We start from the raw sequence: 23148 nt of genomic DNA, 5'->3' as shown, positions 1-23148 counted from the left end.
GGCAGTCGCCTACTTCATCCACGGCATGAAGGTCGCGAAACCGGCGGCGACCACCCGCTGATACGACGACCCGATGACGCGGGCCAGCACGTCGAGGGCCTTCGCCTCCCAGCCGATGATCACCCGGGCTTTCCCCTTCCGGACTCCGTCGAGGATCGTCGTCGCCGCCATCTCCGGCGAGTGCAGGGCCAGCCGCTTGTCGAAGAAGTCCGCGAAGGTCTGTGCGTCCTCGTCCTCGGCGACAGTGGCGTTGCGGGCCACGGCGGTCTTGATGCCTCCGGGATGCACGCACGTCACCTCGACGGGGTGCTTGGCGATCAGCATCTCCTGACGCAGCGACTCGGTGAAGCCGCGCACAGCGAATTTCGCGGCGTTGTAGGCGCTCTGGCCCGGCACGGCGATCAGCCCGAACAGGCTCGAGATGTTGACGACGTGCCCGTCGCCGGACGCGATCAGATGTGGCAGAAAGGCTTTGGTCCCGTTGACGACGCCCCAGAAGTCGACGTCCATGATCCGCTCGATGTCCTTGAACTCGGACTTCTCGACGTTGCCGTTGTAGCCGATGCCGGCGTTGTTGTAGACCTGGTGGACCGTGCCGAACGTTGCGACGACGGAGTCTGCGTATTCCAGCATCTCTTCCCGTTCGGCGACGTCGATTCGGTCGGACCTGACCTCCGCGCCCAGCGCCTTGGCCTGGCGGACGGTGTCGGCGAGTCCGACGGTATCGACGTCGGAGAGGGCGAGCTTCGCACCCCTGTTCGCGAGATCGAGGGCGAGGGCCCGGCCGATGCCGGATCCTGCTCCGGTGACGACGGCGACTTTTCCTTCGAACGTGCTCATGTGGATGCAACCTTTGCTGTGTCGGGGTGAATCGTCTGCATGTGACGGCGCAGTGCCGCGCCGAGGTCGGTGACCGCCTCGCGTGCCTCGGCGAGGAGGCTGACCTGGAGGTGGAAGTCGTGCCAGAGGTCGTCGAACCGGCGATGGTGGAGGACGCCCGCCGCAGCGGCGACGGCTGCTTCGATCTTCTCCGCGTCGACGGAGGTCGGATCGTCGCCGGCCGTGTGCATGACGATCGGCGGCAGACCCGTCATGTCGCCGTACACCGGGGAGATGCCGGGCGATCTCGGATCGTGCTGTCCGGCATAGCGCGGGGCCCATTCGGCCGTCATGGACGGCAGGATGAGGGGATCGCGCAGCACCGGTCGCGACCGGTCGGCGTCGATCGCGAGGTCGGCCCACGGGCAGATCAGGCCGAGCGCGGCCGGGGCGGGGAGGCCGCGATCACGCAATGCCGTCGCCAGCGCCAGCGTCAGTCCGCCGCCGGCGGAATCCCCCGCGACGACGGTGGTGTCCGCGTCGAGGCCGTCGTCGAGTAGCCGGGAGTAGACCGCGACCATTTCCTCGAGGGCAATCGGGTAGCGGGATTCCGGCGAGCGTGAGTAGTCGGGGATCACCGCCGTCGTCCCGGCGGCTGCGGCGAGGTGCGCGACCAGGCCGCGGTACCCCTTCGCGCTTCCGAGGGCGTATCCGCCGCCGTGGAGGTAGATCAGCGTCCCCCCGGTGGTGTGCGCCGGCCGCACCCGCACGACGGGGACGCCGGCGACCGCGTCGCGCTCGAACCGGGTGCCACGCGGTGGGCGGGCGGCGGCCGTCACCATCTCGACCATGAGGCGCTTCGCCCCGACGGGCACGCGGTGGGACGCGAACAGTGGGCGTGCGCTGCGCAGGCAGGCCCGGATGGCACCCCGGCTGACGGTACTCATGCCGGCGCGCCGAACTGCAGAATTCCGTCGTGAACGGGGTCGTCGAGGAGCATCGTGGAGTCCTTCTCGTAGTGCATGAGAACCTTCCACGGCTCCGTGGACCCCTGGCGAGGCATGACGTCCTTGCCGCGCTGCACGTACCCGGACTGCAACTGGTCGAGCATGCCGATGTCCATCGCGGAGTTCTCGAGGTCGCGGGGCGTCGCGACGGTGTGACCGCCCTCGTCCATGTACCGGAGCAGCCGGCACAGGTAGGCGCCCGCGATGTCGGACTTCAGGGTCCACGGCGCGTTGGTGTAGCCGAAAACCCAGGCCAGGTTGGGGATTCCCTCGACGAGCACGCCCTTGTAGGTCATCTGACCGTGCAGCGGACGGGACTGCCCGTCCACGGACAGTTCCATTCCGCCGAGCATCTGGATCTTCAGGCCGGTGGCGGTGACGACGACGTCCGCCTCCAGTTCCCGTCCCGACTTCAGCAGGATGCCCTTCTCGGTGAACGTGTCGATGTGATCGGTGACGATCGATGCGTCTCCCGACGAGAGCGCGGTGAAGAGGTCCGCGTCCGGCACTGCGCAGAGGCGTTCGTCCCACGGCATGTAGTTCGGCGTGAAGTGGCTCATGTCGAATTCGGGGCCGAGGCGTCGTCGCACCTGCCAGAGCAGGAATCGGCGCATCTGCCGCGGCCACCGCCGGCACGCCAGGTAGAGCCCGCGCTGGAGGGCGATGTTGCGCTTGCGTCCGAACGAATACACCCACTCGGCGGGCAGGAATCGGCCCAGCACCTCGGAGATCTTGTCGAGGGCGGGGATCGAGAAGATGTACGACGGCGAGCGTTGCAGCATGGTCACGTGCTCTGCATCGCCGGCCATCGACGGGACCAGGGTGACGGCGGTGGCGCCGCTGCCGATCACGACGACCTTCTTACCGGTGTAGTCGAGGTCCTCCGGCCACTGCTGTGGGTGGACGCACCGGCCCCGGAATCGGTCCGTGCCCGGGAAGTCCGGCAGGTGGCCGGCGTCGTAGTCGTAGTAGCCGGTGCAGCTGACCAGGTACCCGCAGGTGTAGGTGCGGATGTCGCCGGTCGCCTCGTGCAGGGCGGTCACCGTCCAGCGTTCCTCGGCCGTCGACCAGTCCGCCCCGACGATCTTCAGCCCGTAACGGATCTTGTCCTCGATGCCGAACTCCCGCGCGGTGTCCGCGATGTACCGGCGGATCGACGCACCGTCCGCGAGCACCTTCGAGTCACGCCACGGCCGGAACTTGTAGCCGAACGTGAACATGTCGGAGTCCGAACGAATACCGGGGTAGCGGAACAGATCCCACGTACCGCCCAGCCGCTCGCGGCGCTCCAGCACCGCGATGGTCTTGTGGGGGAACTCGGCCGTCACCTGGCAGGCCGTTCCGATGCCGGACAGTCCGGCACCGATGATCAGAACGTCGAAATGTGTCGTGCTCATGGCTTCCTCGCGCTTCTGCCTGCTGGGTTCGCAGGATGGGGTACAAACAGAATGACTGTGTGCCACGTCACAGGTCTTGACACTTTCGGACATGCTTTTAGCATTTCCCGACATCGTTCCCGGCGAGAGGAGAGTTGACCCCGTGGGAAGTCTGATCCGGGCCACGAACCTCTGGGGGTACGGCGACCTGATGCGGGAGCTGGGCGCCGACCCGGAGTCGTCCCTCGCGCGCTTCCACATCCCACCGGGAGTCGAGCACGAGGTGGACGCGTTCGTGTCGTTCGAGGCGGTCGTGCACGTGCTGGAGGCCGGTGCTACCGATCTGGACTGCCCGGACTTCGGGCTCCGGCTCTCGCACTGGCAGGGCCTGGACATCCTCGGGCCCGTCGCCGTGATCGCTCGGAACGCGCAGACCGTGCACGGCGCATTCGAGGCGATCGCCCGCTACTTCTACGTGCACTCGCCCGCCCTGAAGCTGACCGTCGAGCCGCGCACCGGAGGTGACGTCCGGTTCGTCTACGAGATGACGGAACCGTCGCTGCCCTATCTGCCGCAGGGATACGAGCTGGCCATGGCCAATGGTGTCCGCATCCTTCGGCTGCTCGCCGGCCCGGATGCGCGTCCCTCGCTGATCTCGTTCGTGCACGACCAACTCGGGTCGGACGCCGCCTACCGTGGTGCGCTGGACTGCCCCGTCCTGTTCGGGCAGACGTGGTGCGGGTTCGAACTGCCCCGAGCCCTGGCGGACCGGCGGATCGACAGCGCAGATCCGGAGACCCGGCGCATCGCCACCAAATACCTGGAAACGCATTACCTACCGAGCACCGCGGCGCTGTCCGAACGCGTGGCCGAGTTGGCCCGGCGTCTGCTGCCCACCGGCCACTGCAGCGCCGAGGCGATCGCCGACCAACTGTCGATGCATCCGCGCACGCTGCAACGGCGGCTGGCCGAGGAGGGTGTGCGATGCCAGGATCTCATCGAACGGGAACGTCGCGCCCAGGCGGCGAGATACCTCGCCGAACCGGGATTTCATCTCGGCCAGATCGCGGGACTGCTCGGCTACACCGAACAGAGCACCCTCAACCGTTCCTGCAGGCGGTGGTTCGGGAAGACGCCGAGGCAGTACCGGGCCGACCTGCACCCGTGAGTGCTTATTAACCGCGGGCGGTTGACAAGTACTCACGGGCGTAGCCTTAACCGACGTTTACATAGTCGCGGAAGGCACTCATGGATACCACCCTGTCCACCGTCCGGCGCCGGCCGAAGGATCGCAAGGAGCAGATCCTCGAATCCGCACGTGCGCTGATCGTCGAGCTCGGGTACCGGAATGTGTCGATGGCGCAGATCGCCGACCGGGTCGGGATCACCGCCGGCGCACTGTACCGCCACTTCTCCAACAAGTCGGTGTTGCTGGGGGCGGTCATCGGGCAGAGTTTCGACGACGTCACCCCGACGTTCGGTTCGCGGGTGACGCTGGCGGGCGCCTTGGCGGTGAGCTGCGAACATGCGGCAGCTCACCGGGACGTCGGCGCGCTGTGGTGGCGCGAAGCACGCAACCTCCCGGACGATCTGCGGGACGGGCTGCGCGACCGTCTGCGGGCAGTGAATCGTCAGTACGCGGATCTCGTCGAAGTGGAGAGGCCACACCTGGGGAATGGGCAGGCCGAGGAAGTGGCGTGGGGGGTGCAGGCCGTGCTTGCGAGCCCCAGCTCGCACGCGTCGCGGATTTCCGGTCCCGAGTTCGCGGCGCTCCTCACGTCGGCGTGTGAGGCCCTGTGTGCAGTCGAACTCGCGCCGCCGACGCCGTTGCCCAAGCGGGCATCGGCGCGACTCGAGCCGGTCTCCAAGCGTGAGAGCCTGCTCGGCCACGCCATCGTCCTGTTCGGGGAGAACGGGTACGAGGCGACGGGGCTGGACGACATCGGTGCGGCCGCCGGGGTGTCGGGCCCCAACCTGTACAGCTATTTCGACAGCAAGGCGGAGATCCTGGAGGCGGCCATCGAGCGCGGCACCAGCGCTCTCTGGCTGCTGTTGCACTCGGTGCTGCGGGAGAACGAACTGCCGGAGCGCGCGCTCGAAGATCTCGTTCGCGGCTACGCGGAATTAGCTTTGGACAGAACGATTTTGACGTCTCTTCTGCAAACCGAACAGGTGACCCTGTCCGACATCGCTCGCGCCCGGCAGCGCGAATACGTCGCGGAGTGGACCGCGTTGCTCCGCGCCTGCCGCCCGGACCTGGAGGAGACGCCCGCGAGGGTTCTGGTGCACACCGCGCTGAGTGTCGTGCACACCCTCGCGCGCATCGAGCACCTCCGCGCGAATGCGTCCTTCCCGGCCGACCTCGTGGCGATGACCCTGGCAGTGCTCTTCTCGCACTGATCGTCCGCGCACCCCTCTCGGCATCAGTCGATCGAGGATTCCCCCTTCCCAATGAAGTAAATGCCGGTTAAGGTGACTGGCATCACTTCACGATGAGAGGACGGAAATGGTCAACGATGTCCACGTGGCCGGGGTAGGAATGATCCCCTTCACGAAACCGGGAAAGAGCGGCAACTACGCCGACATGGGGGAGGCTGCGGCGAGGGCTGCGCTCGCCGATGCGGGAATCGACTACGCGCTCGTCCAGCAGGCGTATGTCGGCTATGTATACGGTGACTCAACCTCGGGTCAGGCCGCGCTGTATGGCCTGGGTCAGTCGGGGATCCCGATCGTCAACGTCAACAACAACTGTTCGACGGGATCGTCGGCGTTGTGGCTGGCGCGGCAGGCGGTGGCCAGTGGCACCGTCGACTGCGCCCTCGCGCTCGGATTCGAGCAGATGGTGCCCGGCGCCCTGGGTTCGGTCTTCACCGATCGTCCGGGGCCGATGGTGCGGCAGGAAGCGATCCGGGACGAGGTGCAGGGCGTCGATCCGCAGGCACCGATGGCGGCGCAGTTCTTCGGCGGAGCCGGTCAGGCGTACGTGGACGAGTTCGGGATCGATCCGGCGATCTTCGCCGAGATCTCGGTGAAGGCCCGCAAGCACGCCGCGAACAATCCCAACGCGGTGTTCCGCAACCTGGTGACCGTCGAGGAGGTGCTCGCGTCCCCGAAGATCTACGGGCCGCTCACCCGGTTGCAGTGCTGCCCGCCGACGTGCGGCGCCGCCGCCGCGGTGGTCTGCACCCCCGAATTCGCCCGCAAGCACGGACTGAACGCCGACGTGGTGATCCGCGCGCAGAGCCTGACCACCGACACCCCGAGCACGTTCGAGTCCAAGGACATGCGCAAGGTCATCGGATACGACATGGCCGCGGCGGCCGCGCACAACGTGTACGAGACCGCCGGCGTCGGCCCGGAGGACATCCGCGTCGTCGAACTCCACGACTGCTTCACCACCAACGAGTTCCTCACCTACGAGGCGCTCGGACTCACCCCGGCCGGGACTGCGGAGAAGTTCATCCGCGACGGCGACAACACCTACGGCGGACGAGTCGTCACCAACCCGTCGGGTGGGCTGCTGTCCAAGGGCCATCCGCTGGGCGCGACGGGCCTGGCCCAGTGCGCCGAATTGGTGTGGCAGCTGCGTGGCCAGGCCGGAGCCCGTCAGGTCGAGGGCGTGAATCTCGCGCTGCAGCACAACCTCGGCCTCGGCGGCGCCTGCGTCGTCACGCTCTACCAGAAGGTGGACGCGCGATGAGCCTCGACCGCTCCGTCATCGGCCGCGAATTCCCCGCGGTGTCCCTGCTGATCACGCGCAGCCGGCTGCAGAACTTCGCGAAGGCCACCGGGCAGCACGACCCCGTCTACCTCGACCCCGACGCCGCCAAGCAGGCCGGTCACCGCGACCTGCCGGTGCCGCCGACGTTCGTGTTCGGCATCGAACTCGAGGCCCCGAACCCCTTCGCGTTCCTCGAGGACCTGGACGTCGATCTGCGCACCGTCCTCCACGGCGAGCAGCAGTTCGACTACCACCGGATGGCCTACGCCGGTGACGAATTGACCGCCGCGAGCCGGATCACCGACATCTACGAGAAGAAAGGTGGCCTGCTGGAATTCATCGTCCGCGAGACCACCGTGACCAACCAGGACGGTGCCCGCGTCGCGGTGATGCGCGGCGTCACCGTCGTGCAGAACCGGCCCGGAAAGGACGCGTCATGACCGTCTTCACACCCGAGGTCGGCGCCGGCGTGCAGCCTCTGCGCATCGACCCGATCTCCCGCACGACGCTCGCCCTGTTCGCCGGTGCGTCGGGTGATCACAACCCGATTCACATCGATCTCGACGTGGCGAAGAGCGCCGGGCTCGACGACGTTTTCGCGCACGGCATGCTGTCGATGGCGTATCTCGGCCGCCTGCTCACCGATCTCGTTCCGCAGCAGCAGCTTCGCTCCTACAAGGTGCGCTTCGCGTCCATCACCCCGGTGCACGGTCAGCCCACCTGCACAGGCACCGTCACCTCGATCGACGAGGTCGGCGGCGAACGCCTCGCCACCGTCGAACTGAAGGTCGCGCTCGCCGACGGCACCGTCACCCTCCTCGGCGACGCCGTCATCGCACTCGACTGACCACACGAACACACCACTCTCGAAAAGGAACACCGAATCATCATGGGAAAGCTCGAAGGAAAGACCGCCATCGTCAGCGGATCCGGACGCGGCATCGGACGCTCCATCGCTCTCACCCTCGCGCGTGAAGGCGCCAACGTCGTCGTCAACGACCTCGACACCGCGCCCGCACAGGCGGTCGTCGACGAGATCACCGCCGCCGGTGGCAACGCCGTCATCTGCGCGGGCAACGTCACCGCCCCCGACTTCGGCGAGCGCTTCGTCGGCACCGCCACCGGCGAGTTCGGCGGGCTCGACATCATCATCAACAACGCCGGCTACACCTGGGACACGGTCATCCAGAAGATGGGCGACGACCAATGGGACGCCATCCTCGACGTGCACCTCAAGGCGCCGTTCCGGATCCTGCGGGCCGCGCAGCCGGTGATCAGCAAGGCAGCCAAGGCGGAGAAGGAAGCCGGGACCCCGGTGCACCGCAAGGTCGTCAACATCTCCTCCATCGCCGGTCTCTACGGCAACGCCGGCCAGGTCAACTACTCGTCGGCGAAGTCCGGGATCATCGGCATGACCCGCACCCTGGCCAAGGAGTGGGGCCGCTACAACGTGAACGTCAACGCGGTCGCGTTCGGTTTCATCGAGACCAGGCTCACCGAGGTCGCCGCCGACGGCGACGCGACCATCGACATCGAGGGCCGTGAGATCAAGGTCGGGGTCAACCCGCATCTGCTCACGGCGATGAAGGCGATGATTCCGCTCGGCCGCCCCGGCACCCCCGACGAGGCCGCGGGCTCCGTCGTGATGCTGACCTACCCCGAGTCCGACTACGTCAGCGGCCAGATCATGGTCACCGGCGGCGGATACGAAGGATAGGACGACGCGGATGCCCTCCACCACCTACACCTCGTCCTGGCGCGACTCCGACACCACCGCGCTCGGCGAGCTTGCCGACAAGTTCTTCGCGAGAGAGCTCACACCCCACCGCGACAAGTTCGAGCAGCAGCACTACGTCGACCGTGACGTCTGGACCAAGGCCGGCGAACTCGGGCTGCTGTGCTGCTCCATCCCCGAGGAATACGGGGGTGGTGGAGGGACGTTCGCTCACGACCTCGCCGTCGTCGAGGCCCAGGCCCGCGCCCTGGACACCGGCTTCGGCAACACCGTCCACAGCGGTATCGTCGCGCATTACATCCTCGCGTACGGCACCGAGGAACAGCGTCGCCGCTGGCTTCCCGGCATGGCCACCGGGCAGACCATTACCGCGGTCGCCATGACCGAGCCGGGTGCCGGTTCGGACCTGAAGAACATCAAAACGACGGCCCTCCGCGACGGCGACCACTACGTGATCAACGGCGCGAAGACGTTCATCTCCAACGGATCACAGGCGGATCTGATCGTCGTGGTCGCCAAGACCGATCCCGCGGCAGGCGCGAAGGGGGTGTCACTGATCGTCGTCGAGACCGCCGACTGCCCCGGATTCACCCGCGGACGCATCCTCGACAAGGTCGGTCAGCACGGCGCGGACACATCGGAGCTGTCGTTCGAGGACGTCCGGGTGCCCGTTGCGAATGTGCTCGGTGGCGAGGAAGGTCGCGGGTTCGGCCAGTTGATGACGCAACTGGCGCAGGAGCGGCTCCTGATCGGAGTGACCGCGGTCGCGACGATGGAGGCTGCTGTCGCGGAGACCGTGTCCTACACCAAGTCCCGGAGCGCGTTCGGCCAGACGATCTTCGACTTCCAGAACACGAAGTTCGTTCTCGCGGAATGTGACACGGTCGCGCATGCGGCGCGGGTGTTCATCGATTCGTGTATCGAGCGCCACATGAGCGGAAACCTCGACACGACCACGGCCGCGATGGCGAAGTGGTGGCTCACCGAACAGCAGTGTCAGGTGATCGACCGGTGTGTGCAGCTCTTCGGCGGTTACGGCTACATGCGCGAATACCCGATCGCCCGCATGTACGCCGACGCCCGGGTCCAGAAGATCTACGGCGGATCCAACGAAATCATGAAGGACCTCATCGCTCGATCGCTCTGAACACACGACAACTCGGTACGGAGGCAGGAATGAGCTCGTCCCCGGTCATCAGGTGCGGCGCCGCAGTACGTACGCACGCGGCGGTGAGAACGCGAGCGGCCCGGCTGGCCGCCGCACTCGCGCAGAAAGGACTTGCACACGGCGATCGCTACGCCATCGTCATGCGCAACGAGATCGCATTCGTCGAGGCCACTCTCGCGGGTGCCGCGATCGGCGCAGTCCCGGTCCCGGTCAATTGGCACTGGACCGGGGACGACCTCGAATACCTGCTCGCCGACAGCGGCAGCAAGGTGGTCCTGGTCCACACCGATCTGCTGCCCGCGGTGGAGGCGGTGCTGCCTGTGGGCGTCACGGTGGTCGAGGTCGCGGTGCCGCCGGAGGTGGCGGACGTCTACGGCTTCCCCGCCCCGCAGCTGACCGGCCGGCATCCGGACGTCGAGGGGTTGATACGCGACAGCGAACCGATCACCTCACCCGTCACGGATCCACCGCTCGGTGTCATCTACACGTCGGGAACGACCGGCAGGCCCAAGGGAATCCTGAGACAACCGGTCGCGGACGAGAACTCGGCGCGACTCGCGGACATGGTGGTCGAGGGGTTCGCGTTCGACCCGTCCATGTCCACGCTCGTCCCGGCTCCGCTGTATCACACCGCACCCAACACGCACGCGGTGTTCGCGGTGGCCCTGGGAATGGACCTCGACATCATGCCCCGATTCGATGCCGAGGATCTGCTCCGGCTCGTTCAGGATCGGCGGATCGAGCACGTCCAGATGGTGCCGACCATGTTCGTTCGACTGCTCAAACTACCTCCGCACGTGCGCAACCGGTACGACCTGTCGTCGTTGAAATCCATCGTCCACGCGGCCGCACCCTGCCCGCAGGAAGTCAAGCGCGCCCTCATCGACTGGCTCGGGCCGATCGTGCACGAGTACTACGGTGGCTCCGAGACGGGTGCCGCAGTCGCGTGCACCAGCGAAGAATGGCTGCACCACCCCGGCACCGTCGGCCGGCCGTTCGGCGACGTCGACGTGAAGATCCTCGGAGACGAGGGCGAGGAGTTGCCGGCCGGCGTCGTCGGCGACATCTACATCAAGCCGTTCACAGTGTGGCCGGATTTCACGTACCTCGGGAACGACGCCAAGCGCCGGGACATGGAGCGTGACGGCTTCCTGTCCGTCGGTGACCTCGGCTACCTCGACGCCGACGGCTATCTGTACCTGAGCGATCGCCGCAACGACATGGTGATCTCGGGCGGGGTCAACATCTACCCGGCGGAGGTCGAGGCCTGCATCATCGGCATCGACGGTGTGCACGACGTCGCCGTATTCGGCATCCCCGACCAGGAATTCGGCGAGGCCCTCGCCGCCCACATCGAACTCGCACCGGGAGCGACACTCGGTGACGAGGACGTCCGAGCGCACGTCGACCGCCACCTCGCGAAGTACAAGATCCCCAAGGTCATCGTCTTCGACGAGACGCTGCCGAGGGAAGACACCGGAAAGTTGTTCAAGCGCAGGCTGAAGGAGCCGTACTGGAAGGCCAGGGTCGATGCCTGAGCGGCTCGAGGTATTCGGGAAAGTACTCGTCGAACTGCGCGGCGACGGGGTCGGCATCGTCACGCTCAACCGTCCGGAGAAGTTGAACGCCCTCACCGCCGACTTCCTCGCCGACCTGGAGAGGGCTCTGCGCGAGTTGGGTGGCGCCGCCGACTGCCGGGCGGTCGTGCTCCACGGCGCGGGCAGAGCGTTCTGTGCCGGCATGGACCTGAACATCGGACTCGCCCGAGACGGGGCGGACCCGACCCGGGCCGCCTACGCCGCAATGCGTCAGGCAGTGTCGGTCGTCGCGGCCATGCGCGAGATCCCGCAACCCGTCGTCGCCGCGGTCCGGGGGCATGCGGTCGGGGCAGGCTTCGCCCTGGCCGCAGCAGCGGACATCCGCATCTGCGCCGAGGACTCCCGATTCGACGCCGTCTTCGTCAAACTCGGCATGAGTGCCGGCGATCTGGGCCTGTCGTTCCTGCTTCCCCGCCTGATCGGACCCGGCCGTACCGCGGAACTCTTCTACACCGGTGGTGCCCTGTCCGGCGTCGAGGCGGAGCGGTGGGGCCTCGTACAACACGTCGTCGACGATCCGCTGCACGAGGCCGTCGAGCTCGCATCGACCATCGCCGCGATGCCGCCGATGGGAGTGCAGATCACCAAGGAACTCCTCGACACCAGCATCGGCGCGAGCGGGTTCCGCGAACATCTGGAACTCGAATTGCGCTCGCAAGTCATCGGCCTGACCACCCTCGATCACGCCGACGCCGTCCGCGCCTTCTCCGCACGACCCCGGGCCGCGCACGAAAACCGCCCCTGACCTCCCCGCGACCCCCGCACTCGAAGGATCGAGAATGTATCTCACCCAACCGCTTCACCGCAGCCTGCAGCAGCGGCCCCACGAGGTCGCCACCATCTGCGACGGCCGCATCGTCACGCACGCCGAGACCTTCGACCGCGTCGGCAGGCTTGCCGGTGCGTTGCGGGGAGTGGGCGTGGCCGGCGACGACCGCGTCGCTGTTCTCGCCCTGAACTCGGATCGCTACTTCCAGATCATCATGGCCGTGGCGTGGGCCGACGCCGTCATCGTCCCCGTCAACACCCGCTGGAGCGTGAAGGAGATCGCGTACTCGCTCGAAGAGGCGGGTGTCCGGGTGATCTTCGTCGACGACGCATTCAGTGCACTCGCCGACCAGCTCCGCGAACAGTGGCCACGACTCGAGACGGTGATCCATTGCGGCGACGGCACCACTCCGGACGGGATGCTCGCGTACGAGGAATTGATCGCGGGGGCGACCGCGGTCCCGGATGCGCACCGACGCGGTGACGCGCTCGCCGGAATCTTCTACACCGGTGGAACCACGGGATTTCCCAAGGGCGTGATGCTCAGTCATCGCAACCTGTTCGTGTCGGCCACCGCGTGCGCGGCGACGGGCGCATGGTCGGCGGAGGGCACAGTGCTGCACGTCGCCCCGATGTTTCACCTGGCCGATCTCGCGTCGATGATCGCTCATTCGCTGCTGGGGGGAACACACATCATGCTCCCGGTGTTCGACCCCGATGCGATGCTGGCCACGATCGCCGAACACCGGGTCACCGACACGTTGCTGGTCCCCACCATGATTCAGATGATCGCCGATCACCCGCAGCTCGCCGACTTCGACCTGTCGAGCCTGCGGAACGTCATGTACGGCGCATCGCCGATCTCCGAGGCGCTTCTCGGGCGAGCCCGGGCCGCGTTCCCGTCCGCCGCGTTCGTGCAGGGCTACGGCATGACCGAACTGTCGCCGGTCGCGACGCTGCTCCTCGACAAGGACCACGACGACCCGGTACGGCGCCGATCCGCGGGGCGCGCCGCCCCGCACGCCCTCGTCAAGGTCGTCGGCCCGGACGGAAACGAAGTCCCACGAGGAGAATTCGGTGAGATCGTCGTCACCGGAGACCACGTGATGCTCGGCTATTGGAACAAGCCCGCCGAAACGGCCGACGCCGTGCGGGACGGGTGGATGCACACCGGAGACGGCGGCTACATGGACGAGGACGGTTACGTGTTCGTCGCGGACCGGATCAAGGACATGATCATTTCCGGCGGCGAGAACGTGTACTCCATCGAGGTCGAGAACGTCGTCGCGAAGCACCCCGCAGTCACCCAGTGCGCCGTGATCGCCGTACCCGACGATCAATGGGGCGAACGCGTCCACGCCGTCGTCGCCCTGCTTCCCGGCGCCACCCTGACCCTCGACGAACTGCGCGAGCACAGCAAGAAGGACATCGCCGGCTACAAGGTCCCCCGCAGTCTCACCGTCGTCGACACCTTCCCGATGTCCGGCGCCGGGAAGATCCTCAAGCGCGAACTCCGGAAGCAGTACGTGTGATGGGGGACTTCATCCGGCGTGAAGACCCTGCACCCGGCATCGCCCGAATCGTGCTGGCACGCCCGCAAATGCGGAACGCACAGAGCCCCGAACTGCTCTATGAACTCGATGCGGCATTCGCTCACGCGACCGCCGACAGCGACGTCAAGGTCATCGTCCTCGCCTCCGACGGACCCGACTTCTCGTCCGGCCACGACCTGAAGGCCGGGTTCACCCTGCCCTGTGCGCCGGTCGCGACGCTGCAGTCGGGGCTCGACGCGGGCGGTGCCGAGGGACACTACGCCTTCGAATGCGAGGCGTATCTGGGTCTGTGCAAGCGGTGGCGCGACATTCCGAAACCGACCATCGCCCAGGCTCAGGGGCGGACGATCGCCGGCGGCCTGATGTTGCTGTGGCCCATGGACATCATCGTCGCCGCCGACGACGCGACGTTCTCCGACCCGGTCACCGCGTTCGGTGTCAACGGCATCGAATACTTCACCCACGCCTGGGAACTCGGAGCTCGTAAGGCGAAGGAGATCCTGTTCACCGGCCGGGCGATGACAGCGGCCGAAGCGCGCGACGTGGGCATGGTCAATCATGTCGTCGACGCCTCCGAGCTGGACGCCTTCACCCTCGAGCTCGCCGCCACCGTCGCCGCGCGTCCCGCGTTCGGGTTACGGCTGGCCAAGGAGAGCATCAACCGCAGCCTCGACGCGCAAGGCCAGTCCACCGCCCTCGATTCTGCACTCGCGCTTCACAATCTCGGCCACGCCCACAACCTCGCCCAGCACGGTCAGATCGTGCACCCGGCCGGCGCGGACGTCATCCGCGCGGCCGCTCAACGAAGGGAACTCACACCATGACCGGCCCACTCACCGGACTCCGCGTCGTCGAATTCGCCGGAATCGGCCCCGGCCCGCACGCCTGCATGCTCCTTGCCGACCTCGGCGCCGACGTCGTCCGTGTCGAACGCAGGACGGGCGCGAATCCCGGCATCGCGATCGAGGCCGACGCGACCCTGCGGAACCGTCGCACGGTGGAGGCCGACCTGAAGCGTCCGGAAGATCGCGACGGAATTCTCGAGTTGATCGAGCACGCCGACGTCCTCGTGGAGGGATTCCGGCCCGGTGTCACCGAACGGCTCGGTCTCGGACCGGACGAGTGCCTGTCCGTCAATCCCCGATTGATCTACGGGCGAATGACCGGCTGGGGGCAGAGCGGTCCGTTCGCCGACCGCGCCGGCCACGACATCAACTACATCTCCCTCACCGGTGTCCTCGACAACATCGGCCGCGCCGGCGACCGGCCGGTGCCGCCGCTGAACCTCGTCGGTGACTTCGGCGGGGGTTCGATGTTCCTCGTCTTCGGTGTGCTGGCCGCACTGTGGGAGCGGGAAGTATCCGGTCGCGGGCAGGTCGTCGACGCGGCCATGGTGGATGGTGCCGGTGTCCTCGCGCAGATGATGTGGTCGATGCGGGGCAACGGGACCTGGGCCACCGGTCGCGGGGAGAACCTGCTCGACGGGTCCTATCCCTTCTACGACACCTACGTCTGCGCGGACGGGAAGCACGTCGCGGTCGGCGCGATCGAACCGCAGTTCTACGCCGAGCTCATCGAGGGGTTGCAGCTCGACCCGGGTCGCCTGCCCGGCCAATGGGAACGCACCCGGTGGACGGCACTGCGCGCGGAGTTCGAGATCGCGTTCAAGTCACGCACCCGCGACGAGTGGGCCCGGGTCTTCGCGACCACCGACGCGTGCGTGACCCCGGTCCTGACCTACGACGAAGCCCTCGAACATCCCCACATGGTCGCGCGGAACACCTTCGGCGCCGTCGACGGGGTCGATCAGCCGATGCCCGCGCCCCGGTTCTCGCGCACGCCGGCGGCGGCACCCTCCGCACCCGAACCGAGACCGTTGGCGGAGCAGATTCGGCGTTGGGTGACGACGCGATGACGTCCGTCCTCGGCCGCCGGTAACCCGCCGGCATCCGCACAGACAGTGGTCACCTGCGCGCGCAATTGCGGCGGAAGGTGACCAATGTCCGCGCAGCTGTGGATGGCGGCGGGGGGATTCCATTGTGTGTTACCGGCTGGTATACATACTCGACTCGGTTGGAATGTTATCTGGATCACGTCAGGGGATGCCTGTGTTCGGTGGGAGAGGGATCGCGCGCTTGATGGGTGCGCTGCTGCTCGTGGGGCTGGCGGCCGGGGGACTGTCGGCGCCGGCGGCGGCGCAACCCGCGGCGAGTGCACCGGTCCAGTGGCTGTGCAGCCCCGAGACGGACACGGACCCCTGCGATCTGCCCGATGACACGACCGATCTGCTGACCGGAGAAGTCACCCCGGCCACACCGGTGTCCGAATCGGACAAGCCCGTCGACTGCTTCTACGTCTATCCCACCGTGAGCGACCAGGTCGCGCTCAACGCCGACCTCACTCCCCAACCCGAAGTGCAGTCCATCGCCAGCTTCCAGGCCGCCCGGTTCGGGAGCCAGTGCCGGATCTTCGCCCCGACCTACCGTCAGATGACCCTGACACCGGGAATCGGGGGCTACCTCGCCGGGGCGGCGCCGCTCGCCCACACCGCGTACGGCGACGTCCTCGCGGCGTGGAACGACTACCTCGCCAACGACAACGACGGCCGCGGCGTGATCTTCATCGGCCACTCACAGGGCACGATGATGCTGCGCAAACTCATCCGCGAGCAGATCGACCCGAATCCGGCGCTCCGCGACAAGTTGGTGGGCGCATTTCTCATGGGCGCCAATGTCGAAACTGCCCCCGGCAGCGCCACCGGCGGCGACTTCCAGAACATTCCCCTGTGCACCGAGCAGGGGGAAGCAGGCTGTGTCGTCGCCTACTCCACCGCTGTCGCGGATCCGACCGCGTCGCTGTTCGGTAACAGCGCGCTCGACATTCTGTCGCCTGGGATGGGGCTGCCGAGCGGCCCGCAGTACCAGGTCGCGTGCACCGACCCCGCGGTGCTGAGCGGCAACTCCGAGCCGGTCGGCCTGACCGTGCCGAGTGCGCCGTTTGCGTTCGGCATCATCTCGGTTCTCCTGGACTACACCGCGTTCCCGAAGGGCAGTCCCACGTCCACGTCGACGTGGACCACGAGCGCCGAGCGGGCGGTCGGGAATTGCACCGACGTGAACGGCTACCGCACCTACCAGTTCCGCATCACGGATCCACGTGGACAGCGGGTCAACGAGTTGCCGCTGTTCGGTGGCCATCTCGTCGACATCAACCTCGGGTACGACCGCCTCGTCTCGATCGCGGAGCAGCAGACCCGTGAGTACTTGTTAACGTCGGGCGGTTAACAAGTACTCACGGGCGGCGGAGCCGCACGGGCTATTTGACGCCACCGGCGGTCAGGCCGGACACGATGCGGCGCTGGAGCAGCAGCACGATGATGACGAGCGGGATGGTCACGACCGTTCCCGCCGCCATCACGGACGTGAACGGCTCCTCGTGCGGCTTGCTTCCCGCGAACTGTGCGATGGCGACGGTGGCCGGCTGGGTCACGTCGTTGGACAGCTGGCTGGAGATCAGGTATTCGTTCCACGACGCGATGAAGGCGAGAATCGCGGTGGTGAACAGTCCCGGTGCGGCCAAGGGCAGCAGCACCATTCGGAATGCCTGCCGCCTGCTGGCCCCGTCGATCCGGGCCGCCTCCTCGAGTTCCCACGGGAGTTCCTTGAAGAACGCCGTGAGGGTGTAGATGGTGAGGGGTAGCACGAACGAGATGTTCGGGATGATCAGCGCCTGGTACGTGCCGAACCAGCCCATCGACGTGAACAGCTGGAACAGCGGTGTCAGGACGGCGACACCCGGGAACATCGACGCCGCCAGGATGATTCCCAGGACGACGTGCTTTCCCCGGAACTGCAACCGCGCCAGCGCGTACGCGGTGCCGACACCGACGACCAGACCGATCGCGGTGGTGACGGCGCCGATGATCGTGCTGTTGACGAGCGCCCGGGCGAAGTGGTTGCCCGCCTCCGTCGAGAACACGCTCGCGAAGTTCTCCAGCGTGACGTGGGTGGGCCACGGTGTGGTGTCGAACGTGTAGTCGGAGTGGCGGAAGGCGGTGACCACCATCCAGTAGACGGGGGCCAGACCCCAGACGACGATCACCCCCAGGCCCAGATAGGTGCGGATGGATGCGAGCGACGGTCCCCGGCGCCGGCGTGCCACCGTGGCACGGGGAATCCCCGGTGTGACGACTGCTGTGGACATGGATCAGGCCTTTCGCTGCTGCTCTTGGGTGTCGATCACGTTGACGCCCATCACCTTCACCAGTACGTAGGCGACGGCGAAGATGAACAGGAACGTGATCGTGGAGAGGGCGGACGCGCTGTTGAATCCCTGGCGCATCTGGTCGATCACCAGGATCGACAGTGTGGTGGTGGCCGTGCCGTCGCCGCCACCGCCGCCGGTGAGGATCGCCGGGAGGTCGTAGATCCGCAGGACGTCGAGCACCCGGAAGAGGACCGCCACCAGAATGGCCGGCTTGATGAGGGGCAACGTGATCGACCGGAACCGCTGCCACGCGTTGGCGCCGTCCATCCGCGCCGCCTCGTACACCTCGGCGGGCACCATCTGCAGTCCGGCGAGGATCAGCAACGCCACGAACGGCGTGGTCTTCCAGGCGTCGGCGATCACGACGGCGAACCGGGCAGGCCAGGTGTCACCGGTCCACAGGATCTCCGTGCCGAGCAGTTTGTTGGCGATGCCGTCGTAGGCGAAGACGAAGTACCACAGCTTCGCGGTGACGGCGGTCGGGATGGCCCACGCCACGAGGATGCTGGTGCGCAGCAGCGCCCGACCGCGGAACGCCCGGTTCATGATGGTGGCGAACCACAGTCCCAGCGCGACCTCGATGGCGACGGTGACGACGGTGAAGAACACGGTGACCCACATCGACTGCCAGAACAGCGATCCCAGCGTGCCGCCCGGGCAGGACACGGACGCTCCGGTCGTGTCGGTGCACCGCTGGAACAGCCAGTGCGTGTAGTTCGACAGTCCCGCGAAACCCTGGTCGACGAACTTGCCGGTGGCGGGGTCGATCGCCGGGTCCTTGAACAGCGACATCACCATCGCGCTGACCACCGGGTACAGGACGACGATGCCCAGCAGGATCATGGTCGGCAGGATCAGGAACATCGCCGCCTTGCTGCGCCCCTTCCGTGGGCGCGCAGGCTCCGATTCGCCGGACCTCGCGTCGCCCCGACGTGGGGGAGCGGGCGTCTCGACTGAGAGTTCGTGAACGGTCATCGGCTGTCTCCTCTAGGACCCGGCCGCGGCGATCGCGGACTGGATGTCGGCGGCGGCCTGGTCCACCGTCTTCTCGCCTTTGATCGCGGCGTAGGCGTTGTTCTGCACGGCCCGGGTGACCGCGGGATAGAACGGGGTGACCGGCCGGGTCACGGCGTTCTCGATCGACGTCTTCAACGTGGGGAGGTACGGGTACTGCTCGATCAGTTCCGGGTCGTCGTAGACGTCGGCGCGGACGGGGGCGAGCGATCCCTGCGACAGGAAGAACGCCTGTGACTTCTTCTCCAGGAAGAACTTCAGGAAGTCCGAGGCGGTCGCCTTGTGCTCGGAGTACACGTTGATCGCGGCGCTGTGCCCGCCGAGTGTCGAGTGACCGGGTCCGCTCTTGCCCGGCAGCGGCGCCACCGCGAACTTGCCCGACACCGCGGAACTGCCCTGACCTTCCATCAGGCTGTACGCGTACGGCCAGTTGCGCATGAACAGCAGGTCGCCGCTCTGGAACGCCTGCCGTGCCTGCTCCTCCTGGAACGTGACGGACTCGCGGGGGATGGCACCCGAACGGTAGGCGTCGACGAGCGACTGCAGGCCCGCCTTGGCTTCCGGGGTGTTCATCGTCGGGGTCACGCCGTCCGGTCCGAGGATCGACCCGCCCGCCGTGTTGATGGCCTCGGACGCGTTGACGGTCAGCCCCTCGTACTTGGCGTACTGTCCTGCGTAGCAGCCTATTCCGGCGTGCTGCGCCGTCCCGCACGCGCCGATGAGCTCGTCCCAGGTGGCGGGCGGATGTTCCACCAGGTCGGTGCGGTAGTAGAGCAGCGCGCCGTCGCTGGTCTGCGGGGCCGCGTACAGGACGTCCCCGTACGTGGCCCCCGCGACCGTCGCGGGGAGCAGGCCGGACGTGTCGATCGCCATCGGGCCCTCGAGCGGTTGCAGCCATCCGCGGGCCGCGAACTCGGCGGTCCACACGACGTCGACGACGGCGACGTCGTACCCGGAGTCGCGGGACTGGAAGTGCTGCACCAGGTCCTCGTGCTGCTGGTCGGCCTGGTCGGACTGTTCCTTGAACGTCACTTCCTCGCCGGGGTGGGTGGCGTTCCACTCGTCGATCAGCGGCCGGACGACGTTGGAGTTGTCCTTGCCCTGCACGTAGGTGATGGGCCCGCGGCCGTCGAGGTTCTGCTTCTCCGCCTGCGCGGCGGCGTCGATGCCCTGATCCGCGCAGGACGACGCGGCGAACAGGACCCCGACGGCCACCGCGCATGCGGCGACGCGCTTCATCGCGATTCACCCGTGCCGGGTTCCGACAGCCACACCGCGGCGTCTGCCGGGAGTGCTCCGCCGGTGATGCCGGCGACGGAACCGAGCACCACGGTCAGTCCTTCGGGGAGTGCGATCGGTTCGGTGCCGGTGTTCACCCAGCACTGCGCTGCGCCGCGTGCGAACGCGAGCACGTCGCGTGGGGTGTCGAGCCACTCGACGGCGTGCGGGGTGTCGAAGTGCTCGCGTCGCAGTTCCAGCGCCTCGCGGTACAGGGTGAGGAACGACTCGGGGTGGCCTGCCTGCGCTTCCGCGGTGTGCGGCGCCCAGTGCCCGGGCTGCGGAAGCCAGGTGTCCTCCTCCGCGTCGAACGGGGAGAAGCCGTACGGCACTGCGTCGTTCGACCACGGGATCGGAACCCGGCAGCCGTCCCGGCCGCAGTCGGTGAAGCCGGTCTGGAACCACGTCGGATCCTGCCGGGCCTCGTCGGGGAGGTCCTCGACCTCTTCCAGTCCGAGTTCCTCACCCTGGTAGATATAGGCCGTGCCCGGCAACGCCAGCTGCAACAGCGCCGCCGCCCGGGCACGGCGCCTGCCCAGTTCGTGGTTCGGCTCCTCGAGCGCCCAGCGTGCGCGCTCCCAATCGGTTTCGACCAAGTGGTCGGGCTGTGAGCGGGAGTAGCGGGTGACGGTGCGGGGCACGTCGTGGTTGGAGAGCACCCACGTGGCGGGTGCGCCGACGGTGGCCGCCTGCTCGAGCGCGTCGTCGATCACGGCCCGGATGCTCGCGGAACGCCAAGGGGCGCGCAGGAAGTCGAATTGGAACGCGGTGTGCAGCTCGTCGGGGCGCAGGTAGCGGGCGAGGCGGTCGTTGCCGGGCACCCAGGCCTCGGCGACGAAGACGCGGTCGGCGTAGGCGTTGGCGACGGCCCGCCAGCCCCGGTACACCTCGTGGACGGCATCCTGATCCCACGCGGGGTGGGGGTCGGTGTGCTGCGAACCGGGAAGGCGCTCACCGGCATCGGGGAGTGCGGGATCCTTGGCGAGGCCGTGGGCGACGTCGATCCGGAAGCCGTCGACACCCTTGTCGAACCAGAAGCGCAGGATGTCCTCGAACTCCGCACGGACCTCGGGGTGCTCCCAGTTGAGGTCGGGCTGGGCGGGAGCGAACAGGTGCAGGTACCACTCACCGGTGTCCAGGCGACTCCACGCGGGACCGCCGAACGCGCTCTGCCAGTCGTTGGGCGGCTCGTCGCCTGCCGGGCCGCGGCCGGGGCGGAAGATGTAGCGGTCGCGTGCTCCGGGCTCGTCGCGGAGGGCGGCCTCGAACCAGCGGTGCTCGCTGGAGGTGTGGTTGGGCACGATGTCGAGGATCACGCGGATCCCCAATTCGTGGGCCTCGGCGATGAACGCCTCACCTTCTGCGAGCGTGCCGTACGACGGCTCGATGTCGCGGAAGTCGGCCACGTCGTAGCCGGCGTCGGCCATCGGCGACGGGTACCAGGGGTTGATCCATACGGCGTCGACGCCGAGGTCGGCGAGGTAGGGCAGCTTGGAACGCAGGCCGGTGAGGTCGCCGATGCCGTCACCGTTCCCGTCGGCGAAGCTGCGGATGTAGACCTGGTAGACGACGGCCGTCTTCCACCAGGCTTCGGGGTGCCGGCTCGCGACGGTGGTTGCGGTCGACTCCACGGACTGGGTCATCGAATCTCCTCGGTGGGGGGATGGGATGGGGGAATGTGATGCGTAAACGTTTGCGTAAATAGCGTGAGGCACGTCACAGGTGGCTGTCAACTCGAGCAGGGTGATTTATTTTTCGCACTACAGCGGCTTGGATTCCGTGAGGAATCTACGCAAATATTTTCGTAGCTCGCTTACTGTGGGAACGTGATCCCCAAGCAGTCCGTCAACATGGCCGACGTCGCGCGCCGCACCGGAGTCTCGATCGCCACCGTCTCGCGCGCGTTGCGCGGCGAACGCGGCGTCTCCGAAGCGACGCGACTGCGCATTCAGCGGGCCGCCGACGAGTTGGCGTACGTCGTCTCACCCGAGGCGTCGAAGCTGTCGGGCGGCGCGACGGGCCGGGTGGCCGTCGTGGTGCCGTGGATCGATGCCTGGTTCTATTCGCGGATTCTCGCCGGCATCGAACACGAACTCCGCGCCGCGGACCTCGACGTGATGCTGTACTGCCTCGAGGAGTCGGCCCAGCGCGAATCGTTCTTCGAGCGGCTTCCGTTGCGCCGCAAGGTCGATGCGGTCATCGCCGTGGCGTTTCCGCTGACCGGTCCGGAGCGGGCGCGGCTCGAGGAGATGGACGTGACCGTGGTCGTCATCGGCGCGCACGCCGGCGAGTTTCCATCCGTCCGGATCGACGACGAACTGGCCGCTCGCCAGGCTGTCGGGCACCTGATCAGGATCGGTCACACCCGGATCGGGATGATCCGCACCGTGGACCCGGAAGGTCAGTCCTGGGAAGGCGACATCGCCCGGGTGGCGGGCTTCCACGCCGCACTCGCGGGCGCCGGGCTCGCCGACGACTGCACCGTCACCGTGCCCTGGGGAATCGAGGGCGGCGAGCGCGGCATGGAACTGCTGCTCAGCCGCGCCGAGGTGCCCACCGCGGTGTTCTGTCATTCCGACGAGGTCGCCGTCGGGGCGTTGCGCACGCTGCGACGTGCGGGGATTCCCGTTCCGGCCGGGATGTCGGTGATCGGGATCGATGATCACCCGACGGCCGAGCTGGCCGACCTGACCACGGTCCGGCAGCCGGTGGGGGAACAGGGGGCGGCGGCCGGCCGGGTGGTCGTGGAACTGCTCGGCGGCCGGGAACCTGCGGAGCGGGCGGTCGTGCTCCCGACCCACCTGGTGGTCAGGGGCTCGACCGCCCGCCCTCCGGAACTCTGACG

Annotated in this window: 21 protein-coding genes; 14 read left to right on the top strand and 7 right to left on the bottom strand. The window is 67.4% G+C overall.

Going from position 1 to position 23148, the window contains the following annotated elements; genetic code table 11:
- Nucleotides 1-9 precede the first annotated feature (9 nt).
- From DTA22_RS18930 to DTA22_RS18920, 3 genes are read right to left on the bottom strand one after another with little or no spacing between them, the layout of a single operon-like run.
- Nucleotides 10-840, bottom strand: a complete 831-nt coding sequence (locus tag DTA22_RS18930) for an SDR family NAD(P)-dependent oxidoreductase (RefSeq protein WP_037229134.1) — start codon at nt 838-840, stop codon at nt 10-12.
- Nucleotides 837-1766, bottom strand: coding sequence for an alpha/beta hydrolase fold domain-containing protein (locus DTA22_RS18925; protein ID WP_181910950.1), 930 nt, complete (start codon nt 1764-1766; stop codon nt 837-839). The genes DTA22_RS18930 and DTA22_RS18925 overlap by 4 nt, the downstream gene beginning before the upstream one ends.
- Nucleotides 1763-3223 (bottom strand): flavin-containing monooxygenase, encoded by a 1461-nt coding sequence (locus tag DTA22_RS18920; RefSeq protein WP_112300563.1) that lies wholly within the window; start codon nt 3221-3223, stop codon nt 1763-1765. The genes DTA22_RS18925 and DTA22_RS18920 overlap by 4 nt, the downstream gene beginning before the upstream one ends.
- Before the next feature lie 190 nt (nt 3224-3413).
- On the opposite strand from DTA22_RS18920, the gene DTA22_RS18915 reads away from it, so the two are divergent.
- From DTA22_RS18915 to DTA22_RS18855, 13 genes are all read left to right on the top strand, one after another.
- Nucleotides 3414-4370, top strand: a complete 957-nt coding sequence (locus DTA22_RS18915) for an AraC family transcriptional regulator (RefSeq protein WP_409372714.1) — start codon at nt 3414-3416, stop codon at nt 4368-4370.
- Between the two features lie 80 nt (nt 4371-4450).
- On the top strand, nt 4451-5602 hold the full coding sequence (locus tag DTA22_RS18910; RefSeq protein WP_112300561.1) for a TetR/AcrR family transcriptional regulator: 1152 nt from the start codon (nt 4451-4453) through the stop codon (nt 5600-5602).
- Nucleotides 5603-5708: 106 nt separating this feature from the next.
- Nucleotides 5709-6902 (top strand): lipid-transfer protein, encoded by a 1194-nt coding sequence (locus tag DTA22_RS18905; RefSeq protein WP_037229125.1) that lies wholly within the window; start codon nt 5709-5711, stop codon nt 6900-6902.
- On the top strand, nt 6899-7363 hold the full coding sequence (locus DTA22_RS18900) for a MaoC family dehydratase N-terminal domain-containing protein (protein WP_112300560.1): 465 nt from the start codon (nt 6899-6901) through the stop codon (nt 7361-7363). Before DTA22_RS18905 ends, DTA22_RS18900 begins: the two co-directional genes overlap by 4 nt.
- Complete coding sequence (locus DTA22_RS18895) at nt 7360-7770, top strand: MaoC/PaaZ C-terminal domain-containing protein (protein ID WP_037229112.1); 411 nt, start codon at nt 7360-7362, stop codon at nt 7768-7770. The genes DTA22_RS18900 and DTA22_RS18895 overlap by 4 nt, the downstream gene beginning before the upstream one ends.
- A gap of 42 nt (nt 7771-7812) precedes the next feature.
- Nucleotides 7813-8640, top strand: a complete 828-nt coding sequence (locus DTA22_RS18890) for an SDR family NAD(P)-dependent oxidoreductase (RefSeq protein ID WP_012689569.1) — start codon at nt 7813-7815, stop codon at nt 8638-8640.
- 10 nt (nt 8641-8650) lie between these two features.
- Nucleotides 8651-9805, top strand: coding sequence for an acyl-CoA dehydrogenase family protein (locus DTA22_RS18885; protein WP_112300559.1), 1155 nt, complete (start codon nt 8651-8653; stop codon nt 9803-9805).
- A gap of 29 nt (nt 9806-9834) precedes the next feature.
- Nucleotides 9835-11364 carry an AMP-binding protein gene (locus DTA22_RS18880; protein WP_112300558.1) on the top strand — a complete coding sequence of 510 codons (1530 nt, stop codon included), beginning with the start codon at nt 9835-9837 and terminating at the stop codon, nt 11362-11364.
- Complete coding sequence (locus DTA22_RS18875; protein ID WP_037229103.1) at nt 11357-12169, top strand: enoyl-CoA hydratase/isomerase family protein; 813 nt, start codon at nt 11357-11359, stop codon at nt 12167-12169. Before DTA22_RS18880 ends, DTA22_RS18875 begins: the two co-directional genes overlap by 8 nt.
- Before the next feature lie 34 nt (nt 12170-12203).
- On the top strand, nt 12204-13724 hold the full coding sequence (locus DTA22_RS18870; protein WP_112300557.1) for a long-chain-fatty-acid--CoA ligase: 1521 nt from the start codon (nt 12204-12206) through the stop codon (nt 13722-13724).
- Complete coding sequence (locus DTA22_RS18865) at nt 13724-14569, top strand: enoyl-CoA hydratase (protein ID WP_112300556.1); 846 nt, start codon at nt 13724-13726, stop codon at nt 14567-14569. The genes DTA22_RS18870 and DTA22_RS18865 overlap by 1 nt, the downstream gene beginning before the upstream one ends.
- A complete protein-coding gene (locus DTA22_RS18860) occupies nt 14566-15660 on the top strand; it encodes a CaiB/BaiF CoA transferase family protein (protein WP_112300555.1) in 1095 nt (364 codons plus the stop codon). Before DTA22_RS18865 ends, DTA22_RS18860 begins: the two co-directional genes overlap by 4 nt.
- 223 nt (nt 15661-15883) lie before the next feature.
- Entirely contained in the window at nt 15884-17029 is a 1146-nt protein-coding gene (locus tag DTA22_RS18855; RefSeq protein WP_245973374.1) for a DUF3089 domain-containing protein, read from the top strand.
- Nucleotides 17030-17060: 31 nt separating this feature from the next.
- Here DTA22_RS18855 and DTA22_RS18850 read toward each other — a convergent pair whose 3' ends face one another.
- The 4 genes from DTA22_RS18850 to DTA22_RS18835 are packed head-to-tail and all read right to left on the bottom strand — an operon-like array spanning nt 17061 to nt 21946.
- Nucleotides 17061-17948, bottom strand: a complete 888-nt coding sequence (locus DTA22_RS18850) for a carbohydrate ABC transporter permease (RefSeq protein WP_037229092.1) — start codon at nt 17946-17948, stop codon at nt 17061-17063.
- A 3-nt stretch (nt 17949-17951) separates the two neighbouring features.
- On the bottom strand, nt 17952-18986 hold the full coding sequence (locus DTA22_RS18845; RefSeq protein ID WP_112300553.1) for a carbohydrate ABC transporter permease: 1035 nt from the start codon (nt 18984-18986) through the stop codon (nt 17952-17954).
- A gap of 12 nt (nt 18987-18998) precedes the next feature.
- The gene (locus DTA22_RS18840) at nt 18999-20264 is read right to left on the bottom strand and encodes an ABC transporter substrate-binding protein (RefSeq protein ID WP_112300552.1); all 1266 of its coding nucleotides are present in this window, start codon (nt 20262-20264) and stop codon (nt 18999-19001) included.
- Entirely contained in the window at nt 20261-21946 is a 1686-nt protein-coding gene (locus DTA22_RS18835; protein WP_112300551.1) for a glycoside hydrolase family 13 protein, read from the bottom strand. Before DTA22_RS18835 ends, DTA22_RS18840 begins: the two co-directional genes overlap by 4 nt.
- Nucleotides 21947-22129: 183 nt before the next feature.
- Between DTA22_RS18835 and DTA22_RS18830 the strand changes: the two genes are divergently transcribed.
- Nucleotides 22130-23146 (top strand): LacI family DNA-binding transcriptional regulator, encoded by a 1017-nt coding sequence (locus DTA22_RS18830; RefSeq protein ID WP_112300550.1) that lies wholly within the window; start codon nt 22130-22132, stop codon nt 23144-23146.
- The last annotated feature ends 2 nt before the right edge of the window (nt 23147-23148 follow it).

Origin of the sequence: Rhodococcus wratislaviensis, from assembly GCF_900455735.1 — a bacterium.
GTDB lineage: Bacteria > Actinomycetota > Actinomycetes > Mycobacteriales > Mycobacteriaceae > Rhodococcus_F > Rhodococcus_F wratislaviensis.
The sequence above is the reverse complement of the archived record's forward strand: the minus strand, read 5'-3'. Positions and strand labels throughout refer to the sequence as shown.

Bases quoted from the DNA above. Each gene is read 5' to 3' on its own strand.
- DTA22_RS18880 (WP_112300558.1), top strand. From the start codon at position 9,835: ATGAGCTCGTCCCCGGTCATCAGGTGCGGCGCCGCAGTACGTACGCAC.
- DTA22_RS18900 (WP_112300560.1), top strand. From the start codon at position 6,899: ATGAGCCTCGACCGCTCCGTCATCGGCCGCGAATTCCCCGCGGTGTCC.
- DTA22_RS18865 (WP_112300556.1), top strand. From the start codon at position 13,724: ATGGGGGACTTCATCCGGCGTGAAGACCCTGCACCCGGCATCGCCCGA.
- DTA22_RS18875 (WP_037229103.1), top strand. From the start codon at position 11,357: ATGCCTGAGCGGCTCGAGGTATTCGGGAAAGTACTCGTCGAACTGCGC.
- DTA22_RS18905 (WP_037229125.1), top strand. From the start codon at position 5,709: ATGGTCAACGATGTCCACGTGGCCGGGGTAGGAATGATCCCCTTCACG.
- DTA22_RS18845 (WP_112300553.1), bottom strand. From the start codon at position 18,986: ATGACCGTTCACGAACTCTCAGTCGAGACGCCCGCTCCCCCACGTCGG.
- DTA22_RS18870 (WP_112300557.1), top strand. From the start codon at position 12,204: ATGTATCTCACCCAACCGCTTCACCGCAGCCTGCAGCAGCGGCCCCAC.
- DTA22_RS18910 (WP_112300561.1), top strand. From the start codon at position 4,451: ATGGATACCACCCTGTCCACCGTCCGGCGCCGGCCGAAGGATCGCAAG.
- DTA22_RS18925 (WP_181910950.1), bottom strand. From the start codon at position 1,766: ATGAGTACCGTCAGCCGGGGTGCCATCCGGGCCTGCCTGCGCAGCGCA.
- DTA22_RS18860 (WP_112300555.1), top strand. From the start codon at position 14,566: ATGACCGGCCCACTCACCGGACTCCGCGTCGTCGAATTCGCCGGAATC.
- DTA22_RS18930 (WP_037229134.1), bottom strand. From the start codon at position 840: ATGAGCACGTTCGAAGGAAAAGTCGCCGTCGTCACCGGAGCAGGATCC.
- DTA22_RS18885 (WP_112300559.1), top strand. From the start codon at position 8,651: ATGCCCTCCACCACCTACACCTCGTCCTGGCGCGACTCCGACACCACC.
- DTA22_RS18890 (WP_012689569.1), top strand. From the start codon at position 7,813: ATGGGAAAGCTCGAAGGAAAGACCGCCATCGTCAGCGGATCCGGACGC.
- DTA22_RS18840 (WP_112300552.1), bottom strand. From the start codon at position 20,264: ATGAAGCGCGTCGCCGCATGCGCGGTGGCCGTCGGGGTCCTGTTCGCC.
- DTA22_RS18920 (WP_112300563.1), bottom strand. From the start codon at position 3,223: ATGAGCACGACACATTTCGACGTTCTGATCATCGGTGCCGGACTGTCC.
- DTA22_RS18850 (WP_037229092.1), bottom strand. From the start codon at position 17,948: ATGTCCACAGCAGTCGTCACACCGGGGATTCCCCGTGCCACGGTGGCA.
- DTA22_RS18915 (WP_409372714.1), top strand. From the start codon at position 3,414: ATGCGGGAGCTGGGCGCCGACCCGGAGTCGTCCCTCGCGCGCTTCCAC.
- DTA22_RS18835 (WP_112300551.1), bottom strand. From the start codon at position 21,946: ATGACCCAGTCCGTGGAGTCGACCGCAACCACCGTCGCGAGCCGGCAC.
- DTA22_RS18855 (WP_245973374.1), top strand. From the start codon at position 15,884: ATGGGTGCGCTGCTGCTCGTGGGGCTGGCGGCCGGGGGACTGTCGGCG.
- DTA22_RS18895 (WP_037229112.1), top strand. From the start codon at position 7,360: ATGACCGTCTTCACACCCGAGGTCGGCGCCGGCGTGCAGCCTCTGCGC.